At 48.6% G+C, this 22,027-nt stretch carries 25 protein-coding genes; 24 read left to right on the top strand and 1 reads right to left on the bottom strand.

Annotation, left to right across the window (positions count from 1 at the left end):
• Window positions 1-21 precede the first annotated feature (21 nt).
• The 18 genes from pilM (H1S01_RS10555) (at window position 22) to H1S01_RS10470 (ending at window position 15,979) form a co-directional block, all read left to right on the top strand.
• Window positions 22-1,050: a type IV pilus assembly protein PilM gene (pilM, locus tag H1S01_RS10555; RefSeq protein WP_188040366.1), complete on the top strand. Its 1,029-nt coding sequence runs from the start codon at window positions 22-24 to the stop codon at window positions 1,048-1,050.
• 3 nt (window positions 1,051-1,053) lie between these two features.
• Window positions 1,054-1,761, top strand: a complete 708-nt coding sequence (locus H1S01_RS22325; RefSeq protein WP_188040364.1) for a PilN domain-containing protein — start codon at window positions 1,054-1,056, stop codon at window positions 1,759-1,761.
• A gap of 3 nt (window positions 1,762-1,764) precedes the next feature.
• Window positions 1,765-2,304 (top strand): type IV pilus inner membrane component PilO, encoded by a 540-nt coding sequence (locus H1S01_RS10545; RefSeq protein ID WP_188040362.1) that lies wholly within the window; start codon window positions 1,765-1,767, stop codon window positions 2,302-2,304.
• A gap of 34 nt (window positions 2,305-2,338) precedes the next feature.
• Window positions 2,339-2,974, top strand: a complete 636-nt coding sequence (locus tag H1S01_RS10540; RefSeq protein ID WP_188040360.1) for a hypothetical protein — start codon at window positions 2,339-2,341, stop codon at window positions 2,972-2,974.
• A complete protein-coding gene (locus H1S01_RS10535) occupies window positions 2,974-4,188 on the top strand; it encodes an STN domain-containing protein (RefSeq protein WP_188040358.1) in 1,215 nt (404 codons plus the stop codon). The genes H1S01_RS10540 and H1S01_RS10535 overlap by 1 nt, the downstream gene beginning before the upstream one ends.
• A 94-nt stretch (window positions 4,189-4,282) precedes the next feature.
• Window positions 4,283-4,678, top strand: coding sequence for a type II secretion system protein (locus H1S01_RS10530; RefSeq protein ID WP_188040356.1), 396 nt, complete (start codon window positions 4,283-4,285; stop codon window positions 4,676-4,678).
• A 359-nt stretch (window positions 4,679-5,037) separates the two neighbouring features.
• Window positions 5,038-6,474, top strand: a complete 1,437-nt coding sequence (locus H1S01_RS10525; protein WP_188040354.1) for a DUF7305 domain-containing protein — start codon at window positions 5,038-5,040, stop codon at window positions 6,472-6,474.
• Window positions 6,475-6,505: 31 nt separating this feature from the next.
• Window positions 6,506-7,090 (top strand): putative Ig domain-containing protein, encoded by a 585-nt coding sequence (locus tag H1S01_RS10520; RefSeq protein WP_188040352.1) that lies wholly within the window; start codon window positions 6,506-6,508, stop codon window positions 7,088-7,090.
• Between the two features lie 13 nt (window positions 7,091-7,103).
• Window positions 7,104-7,640: a PilW family protein gene (locus H1S01_RS22535; RefSeq protein ID WP_188040350.1), complete on the top strand. Its 537-nt coding sequence runs from the start codon at window positions 7,104-7,106 to the stop codon at window positions 7,638-7,640.
• A 76-nt stretch (window positions 7,641-7,716) separates the two neighbouring features.
• Window positions 7,717-8,103: a pilus assembly protein PilM gene (gene pilM / locus H1S01_RS10510; RefSeq protein ID WP_188040348.1), complete on the top strand. Its 387-nt coding sequence runs from the start codon at window positions 7,717-7,719 to the stop codon at window positions 8,101-8,103.
• A 112-nt stretch (window positions 8,104-8,215) separates the two neighbouring features.
• Window positions 8,216-9,142 (top strand): ABC transporter ATP-binding protein, encoded by a 927-nt coding sequence (locus H1S01_RS10505; protein WP_188040346.1) that lies wholly within the window; start codon window positions 8,216-8,218, stop codon window positions 9,140-9,142.
• Window positions 9,139-9,894 (top strand): ABC transporter permease, encoded by a 756-nt coding sequence (locus tag H1S01_RS10500; RefSeq protein ID WP_188040344.1) that lies wholly within the window; start codon window positions 9,139-9,141, stop codon window positions 9,892-9,894. The genes H1S01_RS10505 and H1S01_RS10500 overlap by 4 nt, the downstream gene beginning before the upstream one ends.
• 269 nt (window positions 9,895-10,163) lie before the next feature.
• Window positions 10,164-12,269 carry a methyl-accepting chemotaxis protein gene (locus tag H1S01_RS10495; RefSeq protein ID WP_188040342.1) on the top strand — a complete coding sequence of 702 codons (2,106 nt, stop codon included), beginning with the start codon at window positions 10,164-10,166 and terminating at the stop codon, window positions 12,267-12,269.
• Between the two features lie 255 nt (window positions 12,270-12,524).
• Window positions 12,525-12,947, top strand: coding sequence for a cell wall hydrolase (locus H1S01_RS10490; protein WP_188040340.1), 423 nt, complete (start codon window positions 12,525-12,527; stop codon window positions 12,945-12,947).
• A 24-nt stretch (window positions 12,948-12,971) separates the two neighbouring features.
• Window positions 12,972-13,865, top strand: coding sequence for a spore coat protein GerQ (gene gerQ, locus H1S01_RS21470; RefSeq protein WP_243237201.1), 894 nt, complete (start codon window positions 12,972-12,974; stop codon window positions 13,863-13,865).
• Window positions 13,866-14,021: 156 nt separating this feature from the next.
• Entirely contained in the window at window positions 14,022-14,744 is a 723-nt protein-coding gene (pyrF, locus tag H1S01_RS10480) for an orotidine-5'-phosphate decarboxylase (RefSeq protein ID WP_188040338.1), read from the top strand.
• Between the two features lie 53 nt (window positions 14,745-14,797).
• On the top strand, window positions 14,798-15,373 hold the full coding sequence (gene pyrE, locus H1S01_RS10475; RefSeq protein ID WP_188040432.1) for an orotate phosphoribosyltransferase: 576 nt from the start codon (window positions 14,798-14,800) through the stop codon (window positions 15,371-15,373).
• A 63-nt stretch (window positions 15,374-15,436) separates the two neighbouring features.
• Window positions 15,437-15,979, top strand: coding sequence for a YqeG family HAD IIIA-type phosphatase (locus H1S01_RS10470; RefSeq protein ID WP_188040336.1), 543 nt, complete (start codon window positions 15,437-15,439; stop codon window positions 15,977-15,979).
• 21 nt (window positions 15,980-16,000) lie between these two features.
• Here H1S01_RS10470 and H1S01_RS10465 read toward each other — a convergent pair whose 3' ends face one another.
• Window positions 16,001-16,141 carry a hypothetical protein gene (locus H1S01_RS10465; protein WP_188040334.1) on the bottom strand — a complete coding sequence of 47 codons (141 nt, stop codon included), beginning with the start codon at window positions 16,139-16,141 and terminating at the stop codon, window positions 16,001-16,003.
• Window positions 16,142-16,243: 102 nt separating this feature from the next.
• Between H1S01_RS10465 and H1S01_RS10460 the strand changes: the two genes are divergently transcribed.
• The 6 genes from H1S01_RS10460 (at window position 16,244) to pilM (H1S01_RS10435) (ending at window position 21,857) form a co-directional block, all read left to right on the top strand.
• Entirely contained in the window at window positions 16,244-17,161 is a 918-nt protein-coding gene (locus H1S01_RS10460) for a shikimate dehydrogenase (RefSeq protein WP_188040332.1), read from the top strand.
• Between the two features lie 158 nt (window positions 17,162-17,319).
• Window positions 17,320-18,507 (top strand): chorismate synthase, encoded by a 1,188-nt coding sequence (gene aroC, locus H1S01_RS10455; RefSeq protein WP_279286981.1) that lies wholly within the window; start codon window positions 17,320-17,322, stop codon window positions 18,505-18,507.
• Between the two features lie 13 nt (window positions 18,508-18,520).
• Window positions 18,521-19,165 carry a shikimate kinase gene (locus H1S01_RS10450; RefSeq protein WP_188040330.1) on the top strand — a complete coding sequence of 215 codons (645 nt, stop codon included), beginning with the start codon at window positions 18,521-18,523 and terminating at the stop codon, window positions 19,163-19,165.
• Window positions 19,098-20,222 carry a 3-dehydroquinate synthase gene (gene aroB, locus H1S01_RS10445; RefSeq protein ID WP_243237200.1) on the top strand — a complete coding sequence of 375 codons (1,125 nt, stop codon included), beginning with the start codon at window positions 19,098-19,100 and terminating at the stop codon, window positions 20,220-20,222. Before H1S01_RS10450 ends, aroB begins: the two co-directional genes overlap by 68 nt.
• A 211-nt stretch (window positions 20,223-20,433) precedes the next feature.
• Window positions 20,434-20,901, top strand: a complete 468-nt coding sequence (locus H1S01_RS10440) for a type II secretion system protein (protein ID WP_188040426.1) — start codon at window positions 20,434-20,436, stop codon at window positions 20,899-20,901.
• Between the two features lie 17 nt (window positions 20,902-20,918).
• Window positions 20,919-21,857 (top strand): type IV pilus biogenesis protein PilM, encoded by a 939-nt coding sequence (gene pilM, locus H1S01_RS10435; protein ID WP_188040328.1) that lies wholly within the window; start codon window positions 20,919-20,921, stop codon window positions 21,855-21,857.
• Window positions 21,858-22,027 lie beyond the last annotated feature (170 nt).

Raw genomic sequence — 22,027 nt, 5'->3', positions numbered from 1 at the left:
AGTTGAAAGGGACGATGAACGATGCCGTTTTGGAAGACATCCGGTGCAGTCGGTGTAGATATGGATATGAGTGCTATTCGTGTAATCGCTCTCAAAGGGAAGTCTTCTAAGCCGGAACTCTTACATGTGGGACGCATCCCTATTCCCGAGGATGCAGTGCGCGAAGGTGTCGTTCAAGATGTTTCCATGGTGGCAGAAGTGCTTCACGACTATTGGGACGAGAATAAACTCCCTCGGGACAATGTTGTACTGGGGCTGGCGAACAATAGTTTACGGATTCGCATAGCTTCGTTTCCAAAGGTTCCTTTAGATAAGCTGGCAAAAATGATACGGTATCAGGCAGAAGACTTTTTCCCCATTCCTCTACAACAACTTGTTCTTGATTTCAGTGTTGTTGGCGAAACCACAGGTGAACGAGGCACTATGGTGAATGTCCTCTTGGTGGCCGCACGGCAAGAAGAATTAAATAAATCGATTCAGACGATGACCAATGCTGGACTGACTCCAGACATTGTGGATCCTTCACTATTTGCCTTGACACGATTGATTCCCCCGGAAGCGGGCTCTTATGTTTTAGTCGATATCGCTTATGGTGTGGCCGGTATTTTACTGGTGGACAACCATATTCCAAGAATTTGCCGTGTCATCCCCTATGGAATCATCACCTATGCCGAAGGCTTGGGGCGACCGTTGGAACAAGTCTTTGTAGCAACCAGTTCGTCGTCAAAAGCGGAACATACAGATAGGGGTAATGCAACGGCAGTCGACGATGAGTGGGCGCTGATATTAGCTAATGAACTACGCACCACAATTGGATATTACTCAAATCAGCCTGGCAGTGGTTCGATCAATAAGATCTATCTAAGCGGACCGGGCACACGAATCAGGGGCGTCAAGGAAGTCATCGCGGAAGATCTGGAACTACCCGTTGATGTACTATCACCTTTTCAGCAAATGAACCTGGATTCGACGATGTGGCTGACAGACCCTTCGGAGGAACGTGAATTTGCGGCTGCCTTCGGACTCGCCCTCCGGGGATTGGAGGGTTAAGCGGTGAAAAATATACGTATCAACCTACTACCGCCGGAAGTTGTGGAGCTGCAGAAGAAAAAACAAGAAAGAACCAAACTTCTTATCGTTGTAGGGGCTCTTTGCCTTCTGGTTATTACGGCTTTCGGAACCCTATTTGCGCTGACAAAGATAAATCAGTCAGAAACAAATCGTCTTCGCGTAGAACGAAAGGACTGGGAACAGCGCGTAAAATTATATGAACCCTACGCGAAAGCTCTTGAAGACATAAAGGCAAACCAACGCATAGCCAATCAAGCGGTCGGAACTCCCGCGGATTGGGCTGAAATGTTAAAGAGTATAGGTGTCAATATTCCAGAAGATGTCTGGCTTACCGATTTGACTGCTACCTTTAAGCCTAGTTCCCCGGTGAATAATTCAGGTGATAAGGGACAGAACAACGGCAACATCATTAACAATGCAGTAAACGGTGTGATGAATGCCACAAACGGCACAAATTCAAGTAATGAATCTAGTGAAAACCAAATGATCATTCATGGCGTTGCCTTTAGCTATTATGCTGTTGCCGATTGGCTTGAAGCGATTCGACAGGTAAAAGGATTGAGCGACGTACGAAGCCAATACGCCGCCGATGAAAACGCCCAGCAACCAAGTCAAGTCCGCTTTGAAATCCGAGCGACGATCATTCCGAAAACCCTACCTGAACCACCAAAACCGAAGGTGGTGAATTGAACAATGGCTAAAAAGAGCATTTTTTATGCGAATCGAAAGCTTGTCATTACACTTGGGCCTCTCGCAGTGATGGCCATGGTATATTTGCTCGTTTATCAATACGGCTCTTGGCAGAGTTCGATAGAAGAGAAAAGACAAGAGCAAGAAGCACTGACGTTATCGAAGCAAAGTGTCGCTGAATTAATCCAGAGCAAGGAACAGATGGAGCAACACAAGGCTGATCAAATTCGGTATGTACGGATGATACCCAAAGAGCCCAAGGAAGACGATCTGGTTCGTGACATTCAAGATGTAGTGTTCAATTCCGGCATGGTTTTAAAAGAGGTACGCTTTGGAAGTCGAATAAAAAAAGAAGGTTACTCGGAAATACCGCTCCACATCGTTTGCGAAGGCAAATATCTAGGAACCGTTGAGCTTATAGCTAAGCTAACGTCTATGCAACGAGCCTTTCGGATTGACACTGTAAATATCAATAAGGCGTCCCCCGACGATTCTTTGCTTAAGGTAGAATTGACGACAGCGGCATTTTTTATATCCAAATAATAATTAGATGGAGATTTGAAAAGAGGGCGGCAAGATGGCGCTGGAAAAACCAGATTGGCTAAAAAATCTTCCGAAGAACCTACCTGAAATCCGCCAATACATTAATGACCCCAAGAACCGTACGGTTGTCTTGGGAGCTTGCGGTGTAATTATCCTACTGATGGCAGTGTTGTTTTACAGAACCCATTCCATGAAAAGCGGGAAGGAAACACCAGAGGGTTTGACGGAACAGGAACGGCAAAATGCGAAGACCCTGGACTTTTTGCCGGAAAAAGAACGAACGATAGATGCTTCTTCTGAGAACGGTGACGATGAAAAACGCCCTCGTGATCCTTTTGCCAGTGCGATGGTCCTCAAAGGAGTGATCGTCGGCGGGGGTGGAAGCAACCAGGCGATCATTGAAATAAATAAAACTGTTTTTGTGGTTTCGCCTGGGACTAAGATCGGAGACACATGGACGGTAGAAGATATATGGCAAGACGGTGTCCTGTTACAAAGCGCAAATAAAGAGTTGAAACTGAACTTTACCGGTCGTCAGATTTCCGCAGTTGAGCATAAGGAGAGCTCTTCCGCGAATGATGGAAAAAGTCAAACAGATAAAAATTCAACAGCGGGGAAGTCAGATAAGAGCGCTTCTGGCAATGAAAAGACTCAAGGAGGGGACCGCTGATGAAGCAAAAGAAATGGGCTACCCTCACATCGCTGTTGCTAGCGGGTAGCATTGTCTGCGCTGCAAGCCTTCCTTCTCCGGCACGAAGTTCCGAGATTCCGCTCAGCTCTTTTGATTCGACGGCCATCATCACGATGGATATTCGAGGAGCAGACCTACGGGATGTGCTTTCCGCCTTGGCCCTAAAGATGGGTGTAAACATCGTACTGGTGGACAGCACGCCGACAGTTGTAAATATTAATTTAAAGAATGTACCAGTGAAAAAGGCTTTTGAACAGATTATGCAATCCTACGGCCTTAACTACATTCAGAACGAGGATACAATGGTCGTAGGAAAACCAGAAACCTTGCAAACGGGTTTCTTTACCGAAATGATATTAACGCGGATCGATACATATTTCGTCACCAGTGATAAAATCGTAGCGCTGATTGGTCAACTTGGAATCCCCGTAAAGGCTTTCTCAGTCGATTCACAGCCAAAAAAGATTTGGCTGCAGGGTACAGTGCAGGGGCTCAAAAAAGCAAAAGAGCTAATCGACAGTATCGATATTGAAGGGCAAACATCATTTAATTTAGAATATCGTACGTTGACCCTCAACCAAATTCCGCCACAGCGGGCTGTTGATTTGTTGGACAAGATAGGGATTTCGCTGAAACACTATGTCATCTTGGACAATCGAATCTTAGTCTTTGACAGCAATTTCTTCGGTCAATGGGAACAGATTGAAAGTGTACTCAAGCAATTTGATGTGCAAAGCGGAAAAGAGTATAAGACCTTTGTTTATCAATTGCGAAATATCGTAGCTAGAGATGCGAAAAAACGGTTAGAACAGGTTGGAATCAAAGATGTCAAGGCAGTGGTCCCCAATAGTGAACAGTTTGCCCGGGACATCATCATCGTCTGCCCGCCATATGCCGAAACAGAGGTTCGCAGTCTTCTTTCAGGAATGGATGTTTCCTTAACCAAAGTAAAGGCTCCAGTAGCCTATTCCAACTCTTCCCAGACCCTCAATGAAGCGCGGGACTTGGCTAGTGAGATGTCGGGAGTGCCTATCGGCAGTTTCCATATTTCCGATAACATCAAGCCTCAGTCGGATGCGGAGAACAGCAAATATATTTTATGGGTGGAGGAGACACCTGATCGGATTCAGTTAATTAAGGACTTGATTGAAGATGTGGTGGATAAGAAAGACAGTGGAGAAGAAAAAAAATAAGGCAAGGTGTCTATATTTAGCGAACGATGGTATAACTTTAAAGAACAGATATAGATAAAGAAGGTTACTATTTCTTTTGGAAGGAGGTGGATATATGTTTAACGTAGTTAATAAAGCGTTAAAGAACAGAAAAGGTTTCACTCTGGTAGAATTGATGGTAGTTGTGGCGATAATCGGAATTTTGGTAGCGGTTGCGGTTCCAATGTTCAATAGCACAACTACCGGAGCATCTCAACAGGCTCATGATGCGAACTTACGTACCTTAGACGGTGCAATAGATCAGTACAGAGCAGCTGTAGGAGCATGGCCCTCACAACTATCGGATCTAAATACCTATGTAAAAGGGGCCTCGACTTTGGTAATTCCAAGTGGGATTAGCGTTACCGGGGCAGGATCAGCAAACTATACTTTTACAGCTGGCACTAACGGAGCTAGACCTACAATAGGTCCAGCCGGTGGTTGGACTGGACACTATGTTCCACAATCTTAGGAATCTCTTTTGTTACTTAACGACAGATGAAATAATAGCCGGTTCATCGGACAATAAACCCGTTGGACCGGCTATTTCATTAAAATTGATCTCGGTGTATTATAATTTAATAACAACTGATTAATCGGGTCCATTCTATACGTTGGTTTTTTACAAAATTTCACGAAATTAGACTTTGATTAATTGTAATGTAATGCATTATTAAAACAAATTCTTGGTTAACGTACGAAGGAAGCTTAATTATATAGAAAAGTTTGAGTATGTAAAGAAAATAACAAAATTAATGTAACAAACATATTGCTGCTTATATTAATAATAGATTTACAAGGGATTCTTTTTACGATAAGGGGGTAATTAAAGTGCCCATTAACGACCAAAAAGGAGCAGTAATACCACTTGCATTAATGGTCGCCCTCCTAATATCCCTTTTAGGAACAGCTTTATGGACATATGGTACAACGGATCTTAAAGAAGTGGTCGCAGATGATAACATTAAACAGGCTTATTACATTGCACGCTCCGGTGCAGATGCTGTAGCTGATTATATTCTTAAAAATCCAGATAATCTAACGGAACAAGCATTAAAAGATTACATAAATTCACTGAAGAATATTAGTTCGGAAAAAACATATATGGGAAACGGATTTTTTACGGTTAAAGTTAATCGAGATGTATCTACAGGTGTTATTCAAGTCGAATCTATTGGCACTGTAGATACAACTAGTCAAACTGTAACATTAACCCTTGAAGAAAAGACGACAGCTCCGGTCACAGTTACAGTTTCTTCGGGGACATCACCATTTGACAAAGCTACCTTCTCAAAAGGGTCGATATATCTTTCTGGAGGAGCCGTCATCCAAGGGGATGTCGGTTCAGATTCCACAGTGGTTAAAAGCATCAGTTTAGATGGCGGCGCTAAAATTATAGGAACGTTAGTCACACCCGGTGGAAATCAAAATGTGGTTAGCTATCCAAGCTGGGGTTATCCACTAACATACTTTGTGAGTGGCGGAGTCACCGATTTGGGAACTACCCGTACCTACACATTGCCCAGTTATCCTACATTTCCGGTTCTTCCAGCGCCAACGGATGATATTCCTGTAGTGAATAACGGAAGCTTAACTCTTCCTCAGAGTAAAACTAAAAACACTCCTTATATTAGTAACTATACAATATCACAAGATGGTCAGTATTCTAGCATCACTATTGATAATGATTCAACTCTAACAGTAGATGTCGGAAATACTATTAGAAAGATTCGTACAAGCTCACTCATCATTCCGTATGGACATATTAATCTAATAGGTACCGGGAAATTGGAGCTATATGTAGATAATGTATTTGTTTTTGGTGGTGGAAGTATCAATAATGGAGGGGATCCGTCCAAACTAACATTATTTTATGGGGGAACTAACTCGTTAACATTAGCTGGCGATACCTCATTATATGGTTCTTTGTATGCTAACACGGCTAACATTACGCTAACCGCAGGTAACTCTATTAAGGGTAACATAATCACAGGTGGTTCTTCTGTGCAGTTAAGCGGCGGCACTATGACATATACTCAGGCATTATTTGCACCTAATGCAACGGTTAATTTCACTCAAGGCGCAGTTTTTAAGGGTGCCATTGTATGCACAAAACTAACTGCTGATGGAGGCACAACTATAATTTATGATAATTCGTTCAGCTATTTCCCAATCGATACTTCTTATATTGTAAGTGGCGGTGGAACCGATTCTATCACTTCTACTTCTAGTCCAATGACCTATTACCGAAAGTTGTTGTGGAAATAAGTGTAGTGCCTATAAACCGGAGGTGGAGTTATTGAAAAAAAACGTCCTTTCAAACGATGGTTTTACCTTAATTGAGGTTTTAGTGGGCATTACACTTTTGGTAATTGTAGTAGCGGCGATGGTCCCTCTTTTTGGAACTGGTACGAATAGCATTATCCAGGCAGGGATGATGGGCAATAATCAATCTCAATACCAGCAAAGTATCGAGAATAATCTTGCGGCAACCCCTGTAGGTATGACGGACAGTTTAACCATTCGGTTTGCAAATATTACACGAAATATAACCGTACATGGGACAACTCAACAACCCGTAGGAAGCTCATGGAAAGTATTTATTCCGAATGAGTTTGGAATACTGCTGCCGGACAATGGAATACCAAGTGCTTCAAAGGGGCAGGCTTACAACTTTACATTCCAAGTAAAAGGAGGAACAACTCCCTACCATTTTGAGATTACTGCAGGATCCTTACCGAATGGTCTTAGTCTGAACACGACCACAGGTGCTATAACTGGCACACCTATGAGCAGTGTTATCTCGACGTTCACCCTGAAGGTTACTGATAGTACGAGTACTCCGCTGGTACGTACAAGGCAGTTTCAAATCCCTGTTCGCTAATACACTTTATTTGGTGGGGAGGAGTGATTGGATTATAAAACGTCTTTTTCTAAACCGTCGAGGGTTTACGATTACTGAGCTTCTCATTGTTTTAGCTCTTTTATCGGTTGTTCTTACTTTTGGTTATAACGCTTTCGGATTTATGAACACCTCTTTTGTTTACGGGGAAAGTCGATCTAACGTTCAACGAGAAATTCAAACGGCTTCTAACAAAATCACAAGCGAATTGAGAAATGCAGTTCGTGTTAGCAATACTGCTTTTGGTGATGAAAACCAATATTATCATATCTGGACGGATTCGTCGAAAAGCTTACGATTGGAAACGCTTACCAGAACGGGTGCGATAACAGCTAGTACTAATTTATGCAATCAAGACGTAACTGCTTTTAGTTGTGCTATATCAAAAGACCAGGCATACAAGCTTACCTTTACATTACAAGGGAAAGACGACAACATGGCTAACGTATACAGCCTTTCTTCTTGTGTAATGTTAAACAATGTCACTCAAGGGACAACGCTAAGCAACGAGATTTTTTACACAAAGCCATAGTAAACCTGCTAAAAGAAAAACAGGGAAGGCACTGATTTTCATTGGGATACGGCCCTATCGAAGATGAGATATACAAGTGGAAAAAATCACCTCCGTAGAAGCATGGTATCTGACGCTGCAAAAAACAAATCTGACGGCTAGTGATGGGGAAGATCCCGATTCCGTACAGGTAGACTCTATTCCCAGAGCGTTCTTGAAGGATCTAGTTCAGGAAGTGAGTCGGTCCATAGACTTCTATAAACTGCAATCACGGGATAGTCACTTTACTCGACTCATCTTGGCAGGCAGTTTCGCCGGGATTCAGGGGATAACCGATTATCTATTGGAAGAGTTTTCCATGGTCGTCGCCGATGGAGACCTGCTTCATTCGATAGGAGATAGAGTCGAGAAAGCGGCTCTTCCTCTCGTCGGTCCTGATACGGAAGTGGCAATTGGCTTAGCCTTGCGAGACCTCTCGAATTAAATCGTGCCCGCTAATCCGATCCCAAGGGGAACTGCTTTCGGTTATACTTAATAATGCACACCCTTTCTGGGGTACCGCAATTTTTCTTCACGGAATCGACGAAAGGAACAGCATGACCAGTATTATCAAAGCAAAGAACCTGTACAAACGCTATGGCGATTTCACTGCCGTCAACGGCATCGACTTCTGCATTGACGAAGGCGAATGTTTCGGCTTTCTCGGTCCCAATGGCGCGGGAAAGAGTACAACCATGCGCATGCTCTATGGATTATCTCGGGTCGACGCAGGAGAACTGACGATCTTAGGAGAAAAAATCAGCCTCACTCCCCCGGCCATCAAAGCGCAACTCGGCATCGTCCCCCAAGAAGACAACCTAGATCCGGATTTAACCGTGATGGAAAATCTTCTGGCTCATGCTCGTTTTTACGGCATCCCCTCTAGCGAGGCAGAGGCGAAATCCAAAGAACTGCTTGAATTTATGGGTCTGGATGTCAAATCAGATGATGATGTAGAAAGCTTGTCAGGCGGTCTCAAACGACGATTGGTGATCGCCCGTGCACTCATCAACGAGCCTAAAATCGTCATCCTTGACGAACCGACGACAGGCCTTGACCCGGCAGCCCGTCACCTAGTTTGGCAAAAGCTTCGTCAGCTTAAAGAGCGGGGTATCAGCCTTCTGCTCACGACCCACTACATGGAGGAAGCTAGTCAACTCTGTGACCGCCTTGTCATCATCAACCAGGGAAAGATCCTGGCCGAAGGCTCCCCAGACTGGCTGGTTCAGACCTTGATTCCGCCGGAAGTCATCCAGGTGAACCTGCCTTCCACCAGCCTACCGACTGGGTTAGTAGAGCGAGTGAAAGAATTAAAGGCTCACCCCGTTATCCTCCCGGAAATGACCTTTCTATTCACGCCCGCCGGAGACCAACTGTGGGAACAACTTTCCTCATTGGGACTTAACCCGCGCTCTTGTATCCACCGGCCCAGCAACCTGGAAGATGTCTATCTCACTCTGACAGGAGGGAATCTGGGCCAATGACCATAAACGTTTGGCGCGTCTTTCGGCGTCACCTAAATGTGCTCAAAAAAACCTGGTTAAACAACCTAATGTTCAATTTTATTGAACCTTTCTTGTACCTGCTCGCTATGGGCTTTGGTCTCGGGAACTTGGTTCAGGAAGTGGACGGCATCAGCTACCTTCAGTTCATCGGCCTCGGCATGATCGCTTCGTCTGCCATGTGGGCAGCCACTTTTGAAGCTACCTATGGTAGCTTCGTCCGACTTCACTATCAGAAGACCTATCATGCCATGCTGGCTACACCGGCCACAGTGGCAGACATCGTCTTGGGCGACTTGCTCTTCGCCGCGTTGAAAAGCTTGATTTTCGGAACGGTTATTCTTTTTGTCGTAACGGCCATAGGGCTTGTTCACTCCGTCTGGGCTTTGCTCATCTTTCCTTTTATGCTGATCCATGGCTTCTTTTTTGCCACCGTGGCCCTCACCTTTACCAGTTGGTGCAAGCACATCGACTATTTCAACTATTACATCACCCTTTTTTCCACCCCCCTGTTCCTTTTCTCAGGGATTTTCTTTCCGCTGAATACCCTTCCGGCTTGGGCCCAATGGTTGGCTTGGCTCAATCCGCTCTTTCATAGCGTCGAAGTGGTCCGTAGCCTGGGCTTAGGGCGACTCGAACCGTTCCTCTTGGTTCATGTGATCATACTGATCGCTTTGTCCATCCTCTTGGCGTGGTTACCAATCCGGATGATGGAAAAACGGCTTATTCAATAATGACTTCAATTATAATCCTGAAGTCATAAGATCCAGATGAACTAAAAAAGATGGATAACCAAAAAATTCATAGAGAATCTTGACCAGAAAGCGATCTTTCAGTATCATTTATTTTGACAAAGGTTTTACACCATATCCCTGGTAAAGAAATCTCAAGGGTGAGATCAAACCAACCTTTTGGTTGACTGCTCGCCATTGAGATTTTTTGTTTATGCCAAATTGCGTTCGTAGTGTCAGTGAAACAGTGCTAGAGAGGAAGTGAGTCCGGAATGAACATTCAAACCCGCATGCAAGTATCGATCATGCTGGTGGTGTTGCTCGTTTTTTCGATGGTCATCGGTCTTAGCGTGTTCAAAACGCGGGAGATTGTGATGGCGGACGCCCAGGAAAATGCAGCGCTCCTGGCCAAGGAGCAAGGGAGTATGGTCAAGTCCCAGTTGGAGAAACCACTCCTGATCACCCGGACATTGGCCGACTCGCTGGCTGGAATGAAAAAAACAGGTTTTTCTGACCGGGAACGGGCGAACGCGATGCTTCGGGAAGTCCTCATAAACACCCCGGGCATTGTGGCTGTATGGACCTGTTGGGAACCGAATGCCTTTGACGACCAAGATGCGAAGTTTATCAACCAACCCGGCCATGACCAGTCGGGACGTTATGTACCCTATTTTTCCCGGCTTAATGGAAAGATTAACTTAGAGCCCTTGGTGGAATATGAGACCCCAGGGCCGGGTGATTACTATCTCTTGGCCAAAAAAAGCGGTAAAGAACAAATCATCGAGCCGTACGACTATCCGGTCGATGGAAAAACCGTCTTCATCACCTCTCTAGTCAGTCCCATCATCATCGACGGAAAATTCGCCGGGGTTACGGGAATTGATATGGCATTAGGGAACATCCAGGAAGATATCTCTCAAATTAAGCTTTATCAGTCTGGCGGGTTAGAACTCCTTTCCAACGGCGGAATTTTTGTCACCCATAAAGACCCTGCGAACATAGGAAAACGGATTCAAGAGAGCAGCGAACCGGACGGTGCCGGTGTATATCAGTTCATCAAGAGTGGGCAGATGTATTCCAAAAGCGCTTTTTCATCGCTTAGGAACGAAGAAATCTATCGGGTCAGCGTGCCCGTCCAGGTGGGGACTACGGAAACCCCTTGGTCGTTGAGCACTCTGGTTCCTGTAGATGAGATCTTTGCCCAATCAAAACAGTTGATGATGTTGCAGGTCATGGCCGGTATCGGAGGAATGGTACTGCTGGCTGCCGTCATATGGGTCATCGCTCGGCAGATCAGTAAGCCCATCAGAATCGCCGCCGCCCGCCTTGTTCGAGCCGCTGAAAACGACTTTTCGACGGATGTACGGCCTGAGTTCCTCAACCGCAAAGATGAAATCGGTCAAATGGCACGGGCGATGGACCAGATGAACCAGAACATGCGCCAGACGATCGGGCAAATTACAGAAGAGGCCCATAGGATCCTCACATCGGGGCAAGAATTGTCAGCGGCTTCCCAGTCCGTTTCTGCGAACATGCAAGAAGTGACTGCTTCGACGGAGGAGATAACCGCCGGCATCGAAAACGTTTCGGCTACTTCGGAAGAGGTGACCGCAGCGGCGGAAGAGATGGCCAGTTCCCTGGCTCAATTGAACCGAGAAGCAGAAAAATCTTTTCAAAAGGCCAGGGAAGTTGGGGACAGAGCGCTTGAACTTCTCGAAAACGCCGACCAAGCCCAAAAATCGGCCCGGGAACTGTCCAGCAGCATTAACAACCACATGAAAGAGGCCATCGCAGAAGCTCAAGTGGTAGAAAAGATCGCTACACTGGCCGATTCTATTGCCGGAATCGCTTCCCAAACGAATTTGCTGGCATTAAACGCTGCGATCGAGGCAGCCCGTGCCGGCGATCAGGGGAGAGGCTTCGCCGTCGTCGCTGAAGAGGTGCGTAAATTGGCTGCCGACTCAGCCGAGACGGTAGGAAACATTCAAGCGGTCATCGCTCAGGTGCGACATGCCATTGACTCACTGGTGACCAACGCAAATGCGATGCTTCGGTTCATCAATGAGAAGGTGGGTCAAGACTATGACCTATTCGCCCGTGTGGGTCATCACTATAAAGATGATGCAGATTTATTCTTAGCTGTCGCTCGAGAGACGGGCGAACTGAGCCGCCATGTTCTCCATATGGTCGATGAAGTCACCAAAGCTTTCGATACGGTCTCCAGTATGGTCTCCCAATCGACCATCGGTGCCACTGGGATCGCGAAAGAGATCGACTTGGCTGGCCGATCCCTGACCAAAATTGCTGAATCGGCCTCCGCTCAGTTGGCTTTGGCCGAACGAATGAACGGTATGGTCAGCAAGTTTAAACTGGAGTAATGGCGTAAAAACCTGCGAAACAAACCGAAAACCAGATTTTATGACGTAGTTATTCGATACCTAGTTATTGAATTTGAAGCAAGTACTTGTGAGAGAGTAAAAAAGAGAGTGCACGTCCAAGGCAAATTTGGGCGTCCACTCTCTTCTTATTTTGAAAAAAATTACTTCCCCATGCAACAAGTGCAGTGACAAGCACACTTGAAATCTTTGACGAATATAATGCCAGCGCATCCGGTGATTAAAAGGGGTGAGAAAATGGCCGTCATCAGAGCGCCGGAGAATGAGGTTAGATTATTGGCTCAGCTGATGCGTGCCGAAGCTGAAGGCGAAGGTGACTTGGGCATGCTCATGGTCGGCAATGTGGGCGTAAACCGGGTATTGTCGAATTGCTTGGACTTTCGAGATATTCGGAACCTCACCCAGATGATATACCAGTCGCCGGGCGGCTTCGAAGCCGTGGAAAAGCCCTATTTCTATCAACGTGCTCGGGAACAGGACATACGATTAGCCCGACGTGTGATCGGCGGAGAGAGGACATGGCCGGCCAGCAACGCGTTATGGTTTTTTCGTCCCGAGGGGGAGTGTCCCGGCGAGTGGTTTAACCAAAGAAATACGGGGCGCTATAAAGCCCATTGTTTCTTTTCGCCGACAGGGGAAGATTGCCCGCGAGTCTACTGATATGATGAGAAAGGGAGTGGCCTAATGGTAGATAAAGAACGCCCCAACGATGAACTGGTTCAAGAGGTAAGCACCGCCTGCAATTCACAGGTGTCCGCCAGCAACAGTCCTTGCGGTTGTGGACCCGATCGCAGACAACCGATGGAAACTCAGCGACCCTATACGCCACCAATGGCCTATGAATCGCCGGTCCAATACGAATCACCGACAGAGTGCAGTCCGCGAAGACCTCTCGTGTCTCCCATAGCCCGTATGCCCGAAATGCCTTATGAATGCCCCATGGCAGGAATGCCTCATATGCCATATGAATCCCCCATGTCCTATGGTCCCTGTGGGCATCCAGAGAGCTATATGTCGGAGATGCATTCCTACGACTTCTCCTACCCCTATACAGCTCATCAAGTATGCCCGCAGCAGCCGATGGAACAGGTGCCGATGATGCCTATGCCGTCGATGCCAGGACCGATGGATATGACGCCGGTAGTCCCCGGACAGCCGATGACACCAGCACCTGCTCCGGTACCATCCCCTATCACAGGACCGGAAACACAAGTACCTACCGTTCCGGCCCCGCCTAGTGGTGGTAGAATTCCCGGTATGACCCAACCGGGGATGGGCGAAATGCCGGGTATGCTCCCTGCCGAACAATCCTACATCGAAAACATCCTGCGCTTGAACAGAGGTCGTGTAGCCACCGTCTATATGACCTTTGAGAATAACGAGCAATGGAACGCAAAAATCTTCCGTGGAGTGATCGAAGCGGCCGGTCGGGATCACCTCATCCTCAGCGATCCCCGAACAGGCCGGCGGTACCTGCTAAAGATGATCAATGTCGATTATGTCACTTTTGACGAGCCTATCGCTTACTCTTACCCCTTTAACGGTCGTGTACCCTTGGACACAACGTCTCCACGGTAGATCTAGATAAAGTGAGTCTGCTGGACTGTATAATCCGGTGGGCTCTTTTTCTTTTTCAAGGAAGAAAAAAGGAAAAAGGCTCGTCAAGGGCGAAGAAAAACGGGTAGAATATGACAGCACATATCATCCACAGATCACCCGGAAGGGGGAAAAATCGTGCAAGCAAAAGAAAGACTCATCGTTGCTTTGGACGTGGACACCCGAGAAGAAGCGATAGAAATCGTCCGGGCCGTAGGCGATTCCTGCGGTCTGTTTAAAGTAGGGATGCAACTGCACAACAACGCCGGATTTTCCGTGACCGAGGAAATCATGGCGATGGGCTATCCGGTCTTTCTCGACCTAAAATTTCATGACATTCCCAACACCGTCGGTAAGGCAGCCTCAGTCGTTAGTCGCCGGGGCGTCAACATGTTTACCGTTCACGCTTCTGGCGGGGCGGACATGTTGCGTAAGGCGGTTCAGGGGGCCAATTGTTCGGGGAATTCCCCCGTTGTCCTGGCTGTAACGGTGCTCACTTCGGTCTCCCAACAAGTGCTCAATGAGGAAATCGGACTGGCCGGCCCCGTAGAAGACCATGTGGTTCGTTTTGCCCGGTTGGCTCAACAAGCTGGTGTCACTGGTGTCGTAGCCTCCCCTCGCGAGATCGAACCGATCCGTCACTCTTGCGGGAACGACTTCGTCATTGTCACCCCAGGTGTCCGTCCGGTCTGGGCAGGTGGGGATGACCAAGCTCGTGTCATGACACCGGCAGAAGCGATGGCAGCGGGTGCCTCTTACCTGGTGGTGGGTAGACCGATCACAGCCGCACCGGATCAGGCGGCAGCGGCGCGGCGGATCGTGGAAGAGATGGCCGAGGGCCTGGCGGCAAGGTCTCGGTAACAAATGAGCAGCAGCAGCGATAATTAGAAAGGAAGTTGCTATCCATGGCATCGATGACGAACGAACAAGTCTTAGACATATTTCGCAAAAGTGACGCGCTCTTAGAAGGACATTTTCGCCTCACTTCAGGCCGGCACAGCAACCGCTATGTACAATGCGCTCAAGTTCTTCAATATCCTGCGTACACGGAGCAACTGGCCGCGTTCTTGGCGGAGCGAGTTCGTGAAGCCGTAGGCACGCCTGATTTGGTCGTTGGACCGGCGATGGGCGGTATCCTTGTGGCCTATGAAGTGGGACGAGCCCTCGGCGTCCGCTCGATTTTCACGGAACGGGAGAACGGCGCCATGACTTTGCGGCGGAGCTTCACCGTTAAACCTGGGGAAAAGGTTGTCGTCTGTGAAGACGTCGTCACCACCGGCGGTTCTGTGAAAGAAGTGATGGAAGTGGTCCGCAAGGCTGGCGGTGAAGTTCTCGCTGTCGCTTCCCTCATCGACCGCTCCAATGGTGCTGTAGATTTTGGTGTCCCCTTCCAAAGCGCCCTGTCTATGGAGGTCATCTCCTGGGAACCGGAAGCGTGCCCTTTATGTAAAGAAGGAATTCCCGCCATTAAACCGGGAAGCCGCACCTAGCTTTGCCTCCGAGGCAGTTCTAGCTTATAATAAAAGTGTCGGTGATCCGGAAGGGGGATCATGGTGAGGTTATTAAAGCCGGCTCAGCGGGTGGAAGCCGTTCATGAACTGAACGTCAGCGAATTGACCGCTCGGGGCATCAAGGGGATCATCATCGACTTGGACAACACCTTGACCGAGTGGAATGAATATCATCTTTGCCCGAAAGTGAACCAGTGGCTTTCTGACTTGGAAGTTCAAGGCATAAAAGTTTGCATCCTGTCCAATAACAAGGAAAAGCGTGTGCAACCCTTCGCCGCCGGATGCCGGATACCCTACTACATCTCCGGCGCTCGCAAGCCGCGGCGCAAAGGTTTTATTCGAGCGATGCAGATCATGGGGACAACACCGGAAAACACGATCGTGATCGGCGATCAAATCTTCACCGATGTCCTCGGCGGCAACCGTTCGGGCATCCATACGGTTCTCGTCAACCCGATCAGCCGACGGGAGTTTTTCGGAACTCGTATGGTTCGCCGTATCGAGCGGATGGTCTTGCGCGAAAAGAAACCTCGTTCAGAACGAAAAAAGTTTTTTATGTTTAAAAGGAGGGAGGGTCAGCCATAACCGGTTGACCCTCTTCTCTTCCTATTTGTGCTCGTTTTTGTAAGCCAGAACGATGATTTCCCCATTGCCGCCCAGTTGGTTGTTGAGTTGTTTTTCTGCTTGGGAGAGGGTATTCATCTGTTCGGAACTTAGATCGGCGAAAGGCAGTTTTTTATCTTCCATCGAGGAAAACCTCCTTTACAGGCTAATCTTACAGCTAAAAACTAGTATTCCCCGTTACTTTGCATTCCAACCTTAAGGCGAGTAAAAATTGAGGTGAATCGGATGAATGTTGTTCCGACCGGGACGATCGACGGAGCCACAGAATGGGTAGCTTTGCTTGGCTATCCTGTAAAACATTCCTTTTCCCCGGCTATGCACAACGCTGCCTTTTCCCACCTGGCGATGAACTGGCGCTACGGAGCTTTTGCTGTCCCCCCGGAAAAATTGGGAGAAGCGATTCGCGGTTTGGCGGCTCTTGGCTTTCGCGGTGCTAACGTCACTGTTCCCCATAAAGAAGCGGTCATGGAACATCTTGACGCCATCGATCCGGTGGCACAGCGCCTGGGTGCTGTCAATACGATTGTCTTCACAGAAGAGGGAAAAAGAATCGGTTACAACACGGACGGCATCGGATTTATGCGGGGACTTGCTGAAGAGGGCGTCACTGTCACTGGCAAATCGGCCGTCGTCCTCGGTGCGGGCGGAGCGGCACGGGCCGTCATTTTCGCCTTAGTCGATGCTGGCCTTCGTCGTCTCACCGTCGTGAATCGTTCCACTGAAAAAGCAGAGGCCCTTTTGAATGTCGTCGAAGCGTCCATCGGCAACATTTCCGGTGGGGGAGTCCCTTCGCAGAGTATAGACTTCAATGTCTGCCCTTGGGAGGCCGAAGAACTGCAACGTCACCTCAAAGAAGCGGACCTGCTGATCAACGCCACCTCATTAGGGATGGTGAAGGGCGGCCGGATTGAGCCTTATTCCATCACGATAGAGAAGTGGCTCACGGGAAGTCCCTTTATCGCCGACCTCGTTTACAACCCTGTGGACACAATATTGCTTAAAGCCGGTCGGGAGCGAGGTCTGCAAGGCCAAAATGGGTTACCCATGCTCCTGTATCAAGGGGTGCGGGCTTTCGAACTTTGGACGGGCCGAGAAGCGCCGGCAGAAGTGATGCAGCAGGTACTAAAAGCGAAAATGACGTAACGATAGGACTTCAACGGTAGACGATTTAAGTGTAAGCAGAGGAAAAGGTCAGGGATGCAGGAATTTTTCGTCTAGACGTGGAATTAGGCGAAGATTGACAGTTTATGCGTATCAAAGTTGACCATAATTTACCGCACCGGAGAAAGGATATAGAGAAGATGACAGTATTGCGGTACCTTACAGCCGGTGAATCGCACGGCCCGGCCTTGACGGTGATCATGGAGGGAATGGTAGCCGGACTGCCCATCGAGGCCGACGATATCGATAAAGAACTGGCCAGACGGCAAAAAGGTCATGGTCGCGGTGGGCGAATGACGATCGAGAAAGACCATGTGGCTATCCAATCGGGACTGCGCGGTGGTCTTACCTTGGGCAGCCCCATTTGCCTGCAGGTGGAAAACCGGGATTGGAAAAACTGGACGAAGATCATGGCCCCCCATATTCATGCTACCCTGAATGAACGGCGCGTCAGCTACCCCCGACCGGGTCATGCTGACCTTCCCGGCGCCATCAAATACAACCACCGGGACATGCGAAATATTTTAGAACGATCCAGCGCCCGTGAAACGGCGGCAAAAGTAGCTGCCGGGGCCGTAGCCCGTCGGTTTCTGGCTGAGTTGGGTATTCAAGTCTGTTCCCACGTTTTATCCATCGGTGGCGTCTACAGCGCCGGACTGAAAATGTGCAGCGAACGAACAGACAGCGAATGGTTGACCATCGCCGAACGGGCCGAAAATTCACCGGTTCGCTGTGCTGACAGCGAGGCTGAAGCGCTGATGATGGTAGCCATCGACCGAGCCAAGGAAAAAGGCGACAGCCTTGGCGGCGTCATCGAACTGGCTGTCACCGGGTTGCCCTATGGCATTGGCAGTCACGTTCACGGTGATCGGCGGCTGGACGGACGGATCGCTGGTGACATGATGTCGATTCAAGCCATCAAAGGCGTCGAAATCGGCATCGGTTTCCGGTCCGCTGATCTGCCCGGTTCGAAAGTACACGACGAAATCGTCTACCGGGACGGCGAGGGATACCGGCACAGCACGAACCGGGCCGGCGGCATCGAGGGAGGCATCACCAACAGCGAACCTCTCGTCGTACGCATCGCCATGAAGCCGATTCCAACTCTGTACAGCCCCTTAAAAACTGTCGATATTGACACCCATCAGGCTGTGGAAGCGACGGTGGAACGTTCCGACGTCTGTGCCGTGCCGGCAGCGGCCGTCGTTGCCGAAGCTGTACTGGCCTTGACGATCGCCGACAGCCTCCTAGAGACGACGGGCGGAGACACGCTCGAACAGGTCAAAACCCGTGTAGCCGCTATGCGAGAGCAGGCCGAACGCTTTTAAGGCGGGGAAAAATATGAACGACAACAGGGAAAAAAAACATAATATCGTCCTCATTGGCTTCATGGGAACGGGAAAATCCACCGTAGGCAAGAAACTGGCTGCTCGGCTCCGCTATGCTTACTTGGATACGGACGCAGAGGTCGAGCGGGTGACCGGGCTGACGATCCCCCAGATCTTCGATCGCTTCGGTGAGGTGCGCTTTCGCTCGGAAGAGTCCCTCGTAGCCCAGAAAGTAGCGGCCATGGAGCGGGCTATCGTCTCCACGGGCGGCGGGATCGTCTTGAATCGGGCGAACATAGACGCCTTAGGCTCGACAGGGATACTCATCCGGCTCAGCGCCCGCCCGGAAGTGATCTGGTCCCGTGTAGCCCGGCGAACCCATCGACCTTTGATCAAAAAAGACATTTCCCCAGAAGACATCGAAGGCATGATGGCCGTCCGCGAGCCCTACTACGGCTGCGCCGATTTGGATGTGGATACATCGGAACGGACCGTACCGGAGATCGTAGAATACATCCTGGACTTCCTGAACCGGCGGGAAGGCGAGGACTGGCGTCCCCTGCCGGAAGAGACCGAGGAGGGAAAGGTAATTGACGAAAGCTCCTACGACAGAAAACCCGCCGATAGCGCGGACGACCGTGATGGTCGAACTGGATGACCGTACGTACCCCATCGAAATCGGCCCCGGCATGATCGACCAGGCCGGCGAGCTGCTGGCCGGGCGGCTTTCCGGGAAAAAGATATTGATCGTGACGAACGAAGTGGTCAATCGACTCTGGGGAGAAAAACTGCGCCGCTCGTTAATCGCCGCCGGATATACGGTGGCAACGGCAGAGATGGCCGACGGTGAAGAATATAAAAACCTGGAAACCTTATCGAAACTGTATGATGCTTGTGTAGAGGCCAAGCTGAACCGTTCATCAGCCATTGTGGCTTTAGGCGGAGGCATCGCTGGTGATGTGGCCGGGTATCTGGCAGCGACCTACATGCGGGGGATCGATTTTGTTCAGGTACCGACAACCCTTCTTGCCCAAGTAGACTCCAGCGTCGGCGGCAAAGTGGCTGTAAACCACCGGCACGGGAAAAACATGATCGGCGCCTTCTACCAACCGAAAATCGTCATCATCGACACGAACACCTTGTCCACCCTTCCGAAACGGGAAGTGGCCGCCGGTTACGGCGAAGTATTGAAAACGGCCATCCTAGGAGATAAGGATCTCTTTGCCTACCTTGAGAAAGAGGCTCAGGCCGTCGTCAATCAGGAGGCCGATGCACTGCGCCATGTCATCGCTGCCTGCTGCCGAGTTAAGGCGAAAGTGGTAGCCGCTGATGAGCGGGAGTTAGGCCTCCGGGCGATCTTAAACTTAGGCCATACTTTCGGCCATGCCATAGAAACGTTGACGGAATATAAAGGTTACAAGCATGGCGAGGCGGTGGCAGTTGGTCTCATCGGTGCCTGCAAACTGGCTGAGAAAGTGACCGGCCTTTCGCCGGATACGACGGAGAGAGTGAGAAAGCTCGTCGAGGCAGCGGGACTGCCGACAAGGTTCCCTGATTTTGCGGCGGAGAAGTGGAAAGAAGCCTTGATGATGGACAAGAAAAACACCGACTCCGGCGTGGTCTTTGTGGTACCCACTTCGATCGGTGAGTATTGCATTACCTCGGAGGTTTCGCTCTCACTTGCCTTGGAGACGATTGAGATCCTGACAACTTGAAATCGATATAAATTGAAATAGCCTGCCAGAGAGCAGGCTATTTTTTTGTGAAATTTTTTGACCATTGGCGATGACCTAACGGATTAGGAACGCTGTATTTCCCAAAAAAACTTTTGTCGAATATTTACAAATATGTACTTTGAAGTTAATATTTAATCGAAGAAGGAAGATGACGGCCCCTGTTATTTTCAGACGTTAGGAGGGAGTGTCGATGCAGCGGTCTTTTTTTCGTAGAGCGCCTCGAATGAACTCGCAGGGATTTACTCTCGTCGAACTGCTCCTGGTATTAGCCATCATCAGTATTTTATTTGCGGTTATCGTCCCAAGGCTGGGTCAAGCTACTGAAAAAGCAAAGCTGTCGGGAGTCAAAAATGACTTTCGCGCCTTTGAAACTGCTTTAAGGCAGTATTACATGGAAAAAAGCAAGTTTCCTTCTACAGACGAGGAAAAAGATACATCATCCCTTTTGGTTACGGGGAAGTACATCGATAAGTCACCCGTCAGCACGCTCGATCCTTGGGAACATAAATACACCTATGAAGGAGAGGCAGGCAAGGTAAAAATCACTTCTTATGGCCCGAACGGAACGACCGGTACTTCAGATACGGATGATATTACGATGACGATCGCAAAGAACGCAAACGGTTTGCTTGAGACCACCTATACGAATTTGCCTTGATCGCCATGTACAGAATCATGAAACGTCCAAAGCAAATACTCGGTTTAGACATGGGGCGAACGGGGATTCGTCTGGTCGAGCTAACCTACCGGGAGAATCGTTGCGAAATCACGAGAGCGATTCAAAAAACAGTTCCACCAGAAGTGCGAGGAGAGGAAAAGCGAAGACTGGAGATAGATAGGGCACTCTTGCAGGAATGTTTTCTAGAGAACGATGGGAAGGGTAAGCGGGTCGTCGTCAGTTTTCGGTCTGATCATCTTCTACTCCGTCATATACGAATGCCGAACATTGCCGAGCAGGAGTTGCGCTCGGCCTTACGGTGGGAAGTTGAGAAATACTTACCGCAACCGGTGACAGATTATGTCTATGATTATGTGATCGCAAGCAGCGGGAATAGATCGGAAAAAACGGTACCCTTAGTGCTCATCGCTTTACCGAAAAAGGAAGTACTGACCGTTTATGACGTTTTGACCGAGTTAGGTTTTCAGGTGCAAGCCGTGGAAACATCTTGTACAGCATTAGGTAGACTTCTAAACCACCTGATAGAGACGGATGCACAGAGCTATAGTTTTCTGGATATCGGATACAAGGGTACCTTGGTGGGAATCATTAAGGAATCAAAAATTCGCTTCCTTCGGTATTTGTCGATAGGGACCATCCATTGGGCAGATAGTCCGGAAGAAGCGATAAATACTTTCGTGAAAAATGTAAATTCCATCATCCAATCGTACATAAGTCAATCTCATGATTATTCTTTTAACCGCCTCTATTTAAACGGCTCGCCGGCAATCACCGAATACATCCAAGACTGCCTATCGAGGGCTGTTCCTTTTCCCTCCATCCCCTTGAGATTATCGAAGCTGACTTTGCCGGTCCGACCAAATGGGATAGACCGGTTAACCTCCGATATGTCGATCGCCCTAGGTTTAGCCATGCGTGAAATGAAACATTCGTAGCCCATTGGGGATAAGAAATCAGAAGGATGAACGCTTCCTTTCGGAAAACATGCCGAAAGGAAGCGTATTTTTTTAGGAAAGATAAAAAATTACCAGAAATTAGAGGATTTCTAGAAAGTGCGTAGAAGAAAGAAAAATGTAATAAAATTCCAGGTAATATAGGAGAGGTG

The organism is Heliobacterium chlorum (assembly GCF_014502795.1).
Lineage (GTDB): Bacteria > Bacillota > Desulfitobacteriia > Heliobacteriales > Heliobacteriaceae > Heliobacterium > Heliobacterium chlorum.
This window is presented reverse-complemented; position numbering and strand designations above follow the sequence as displayed.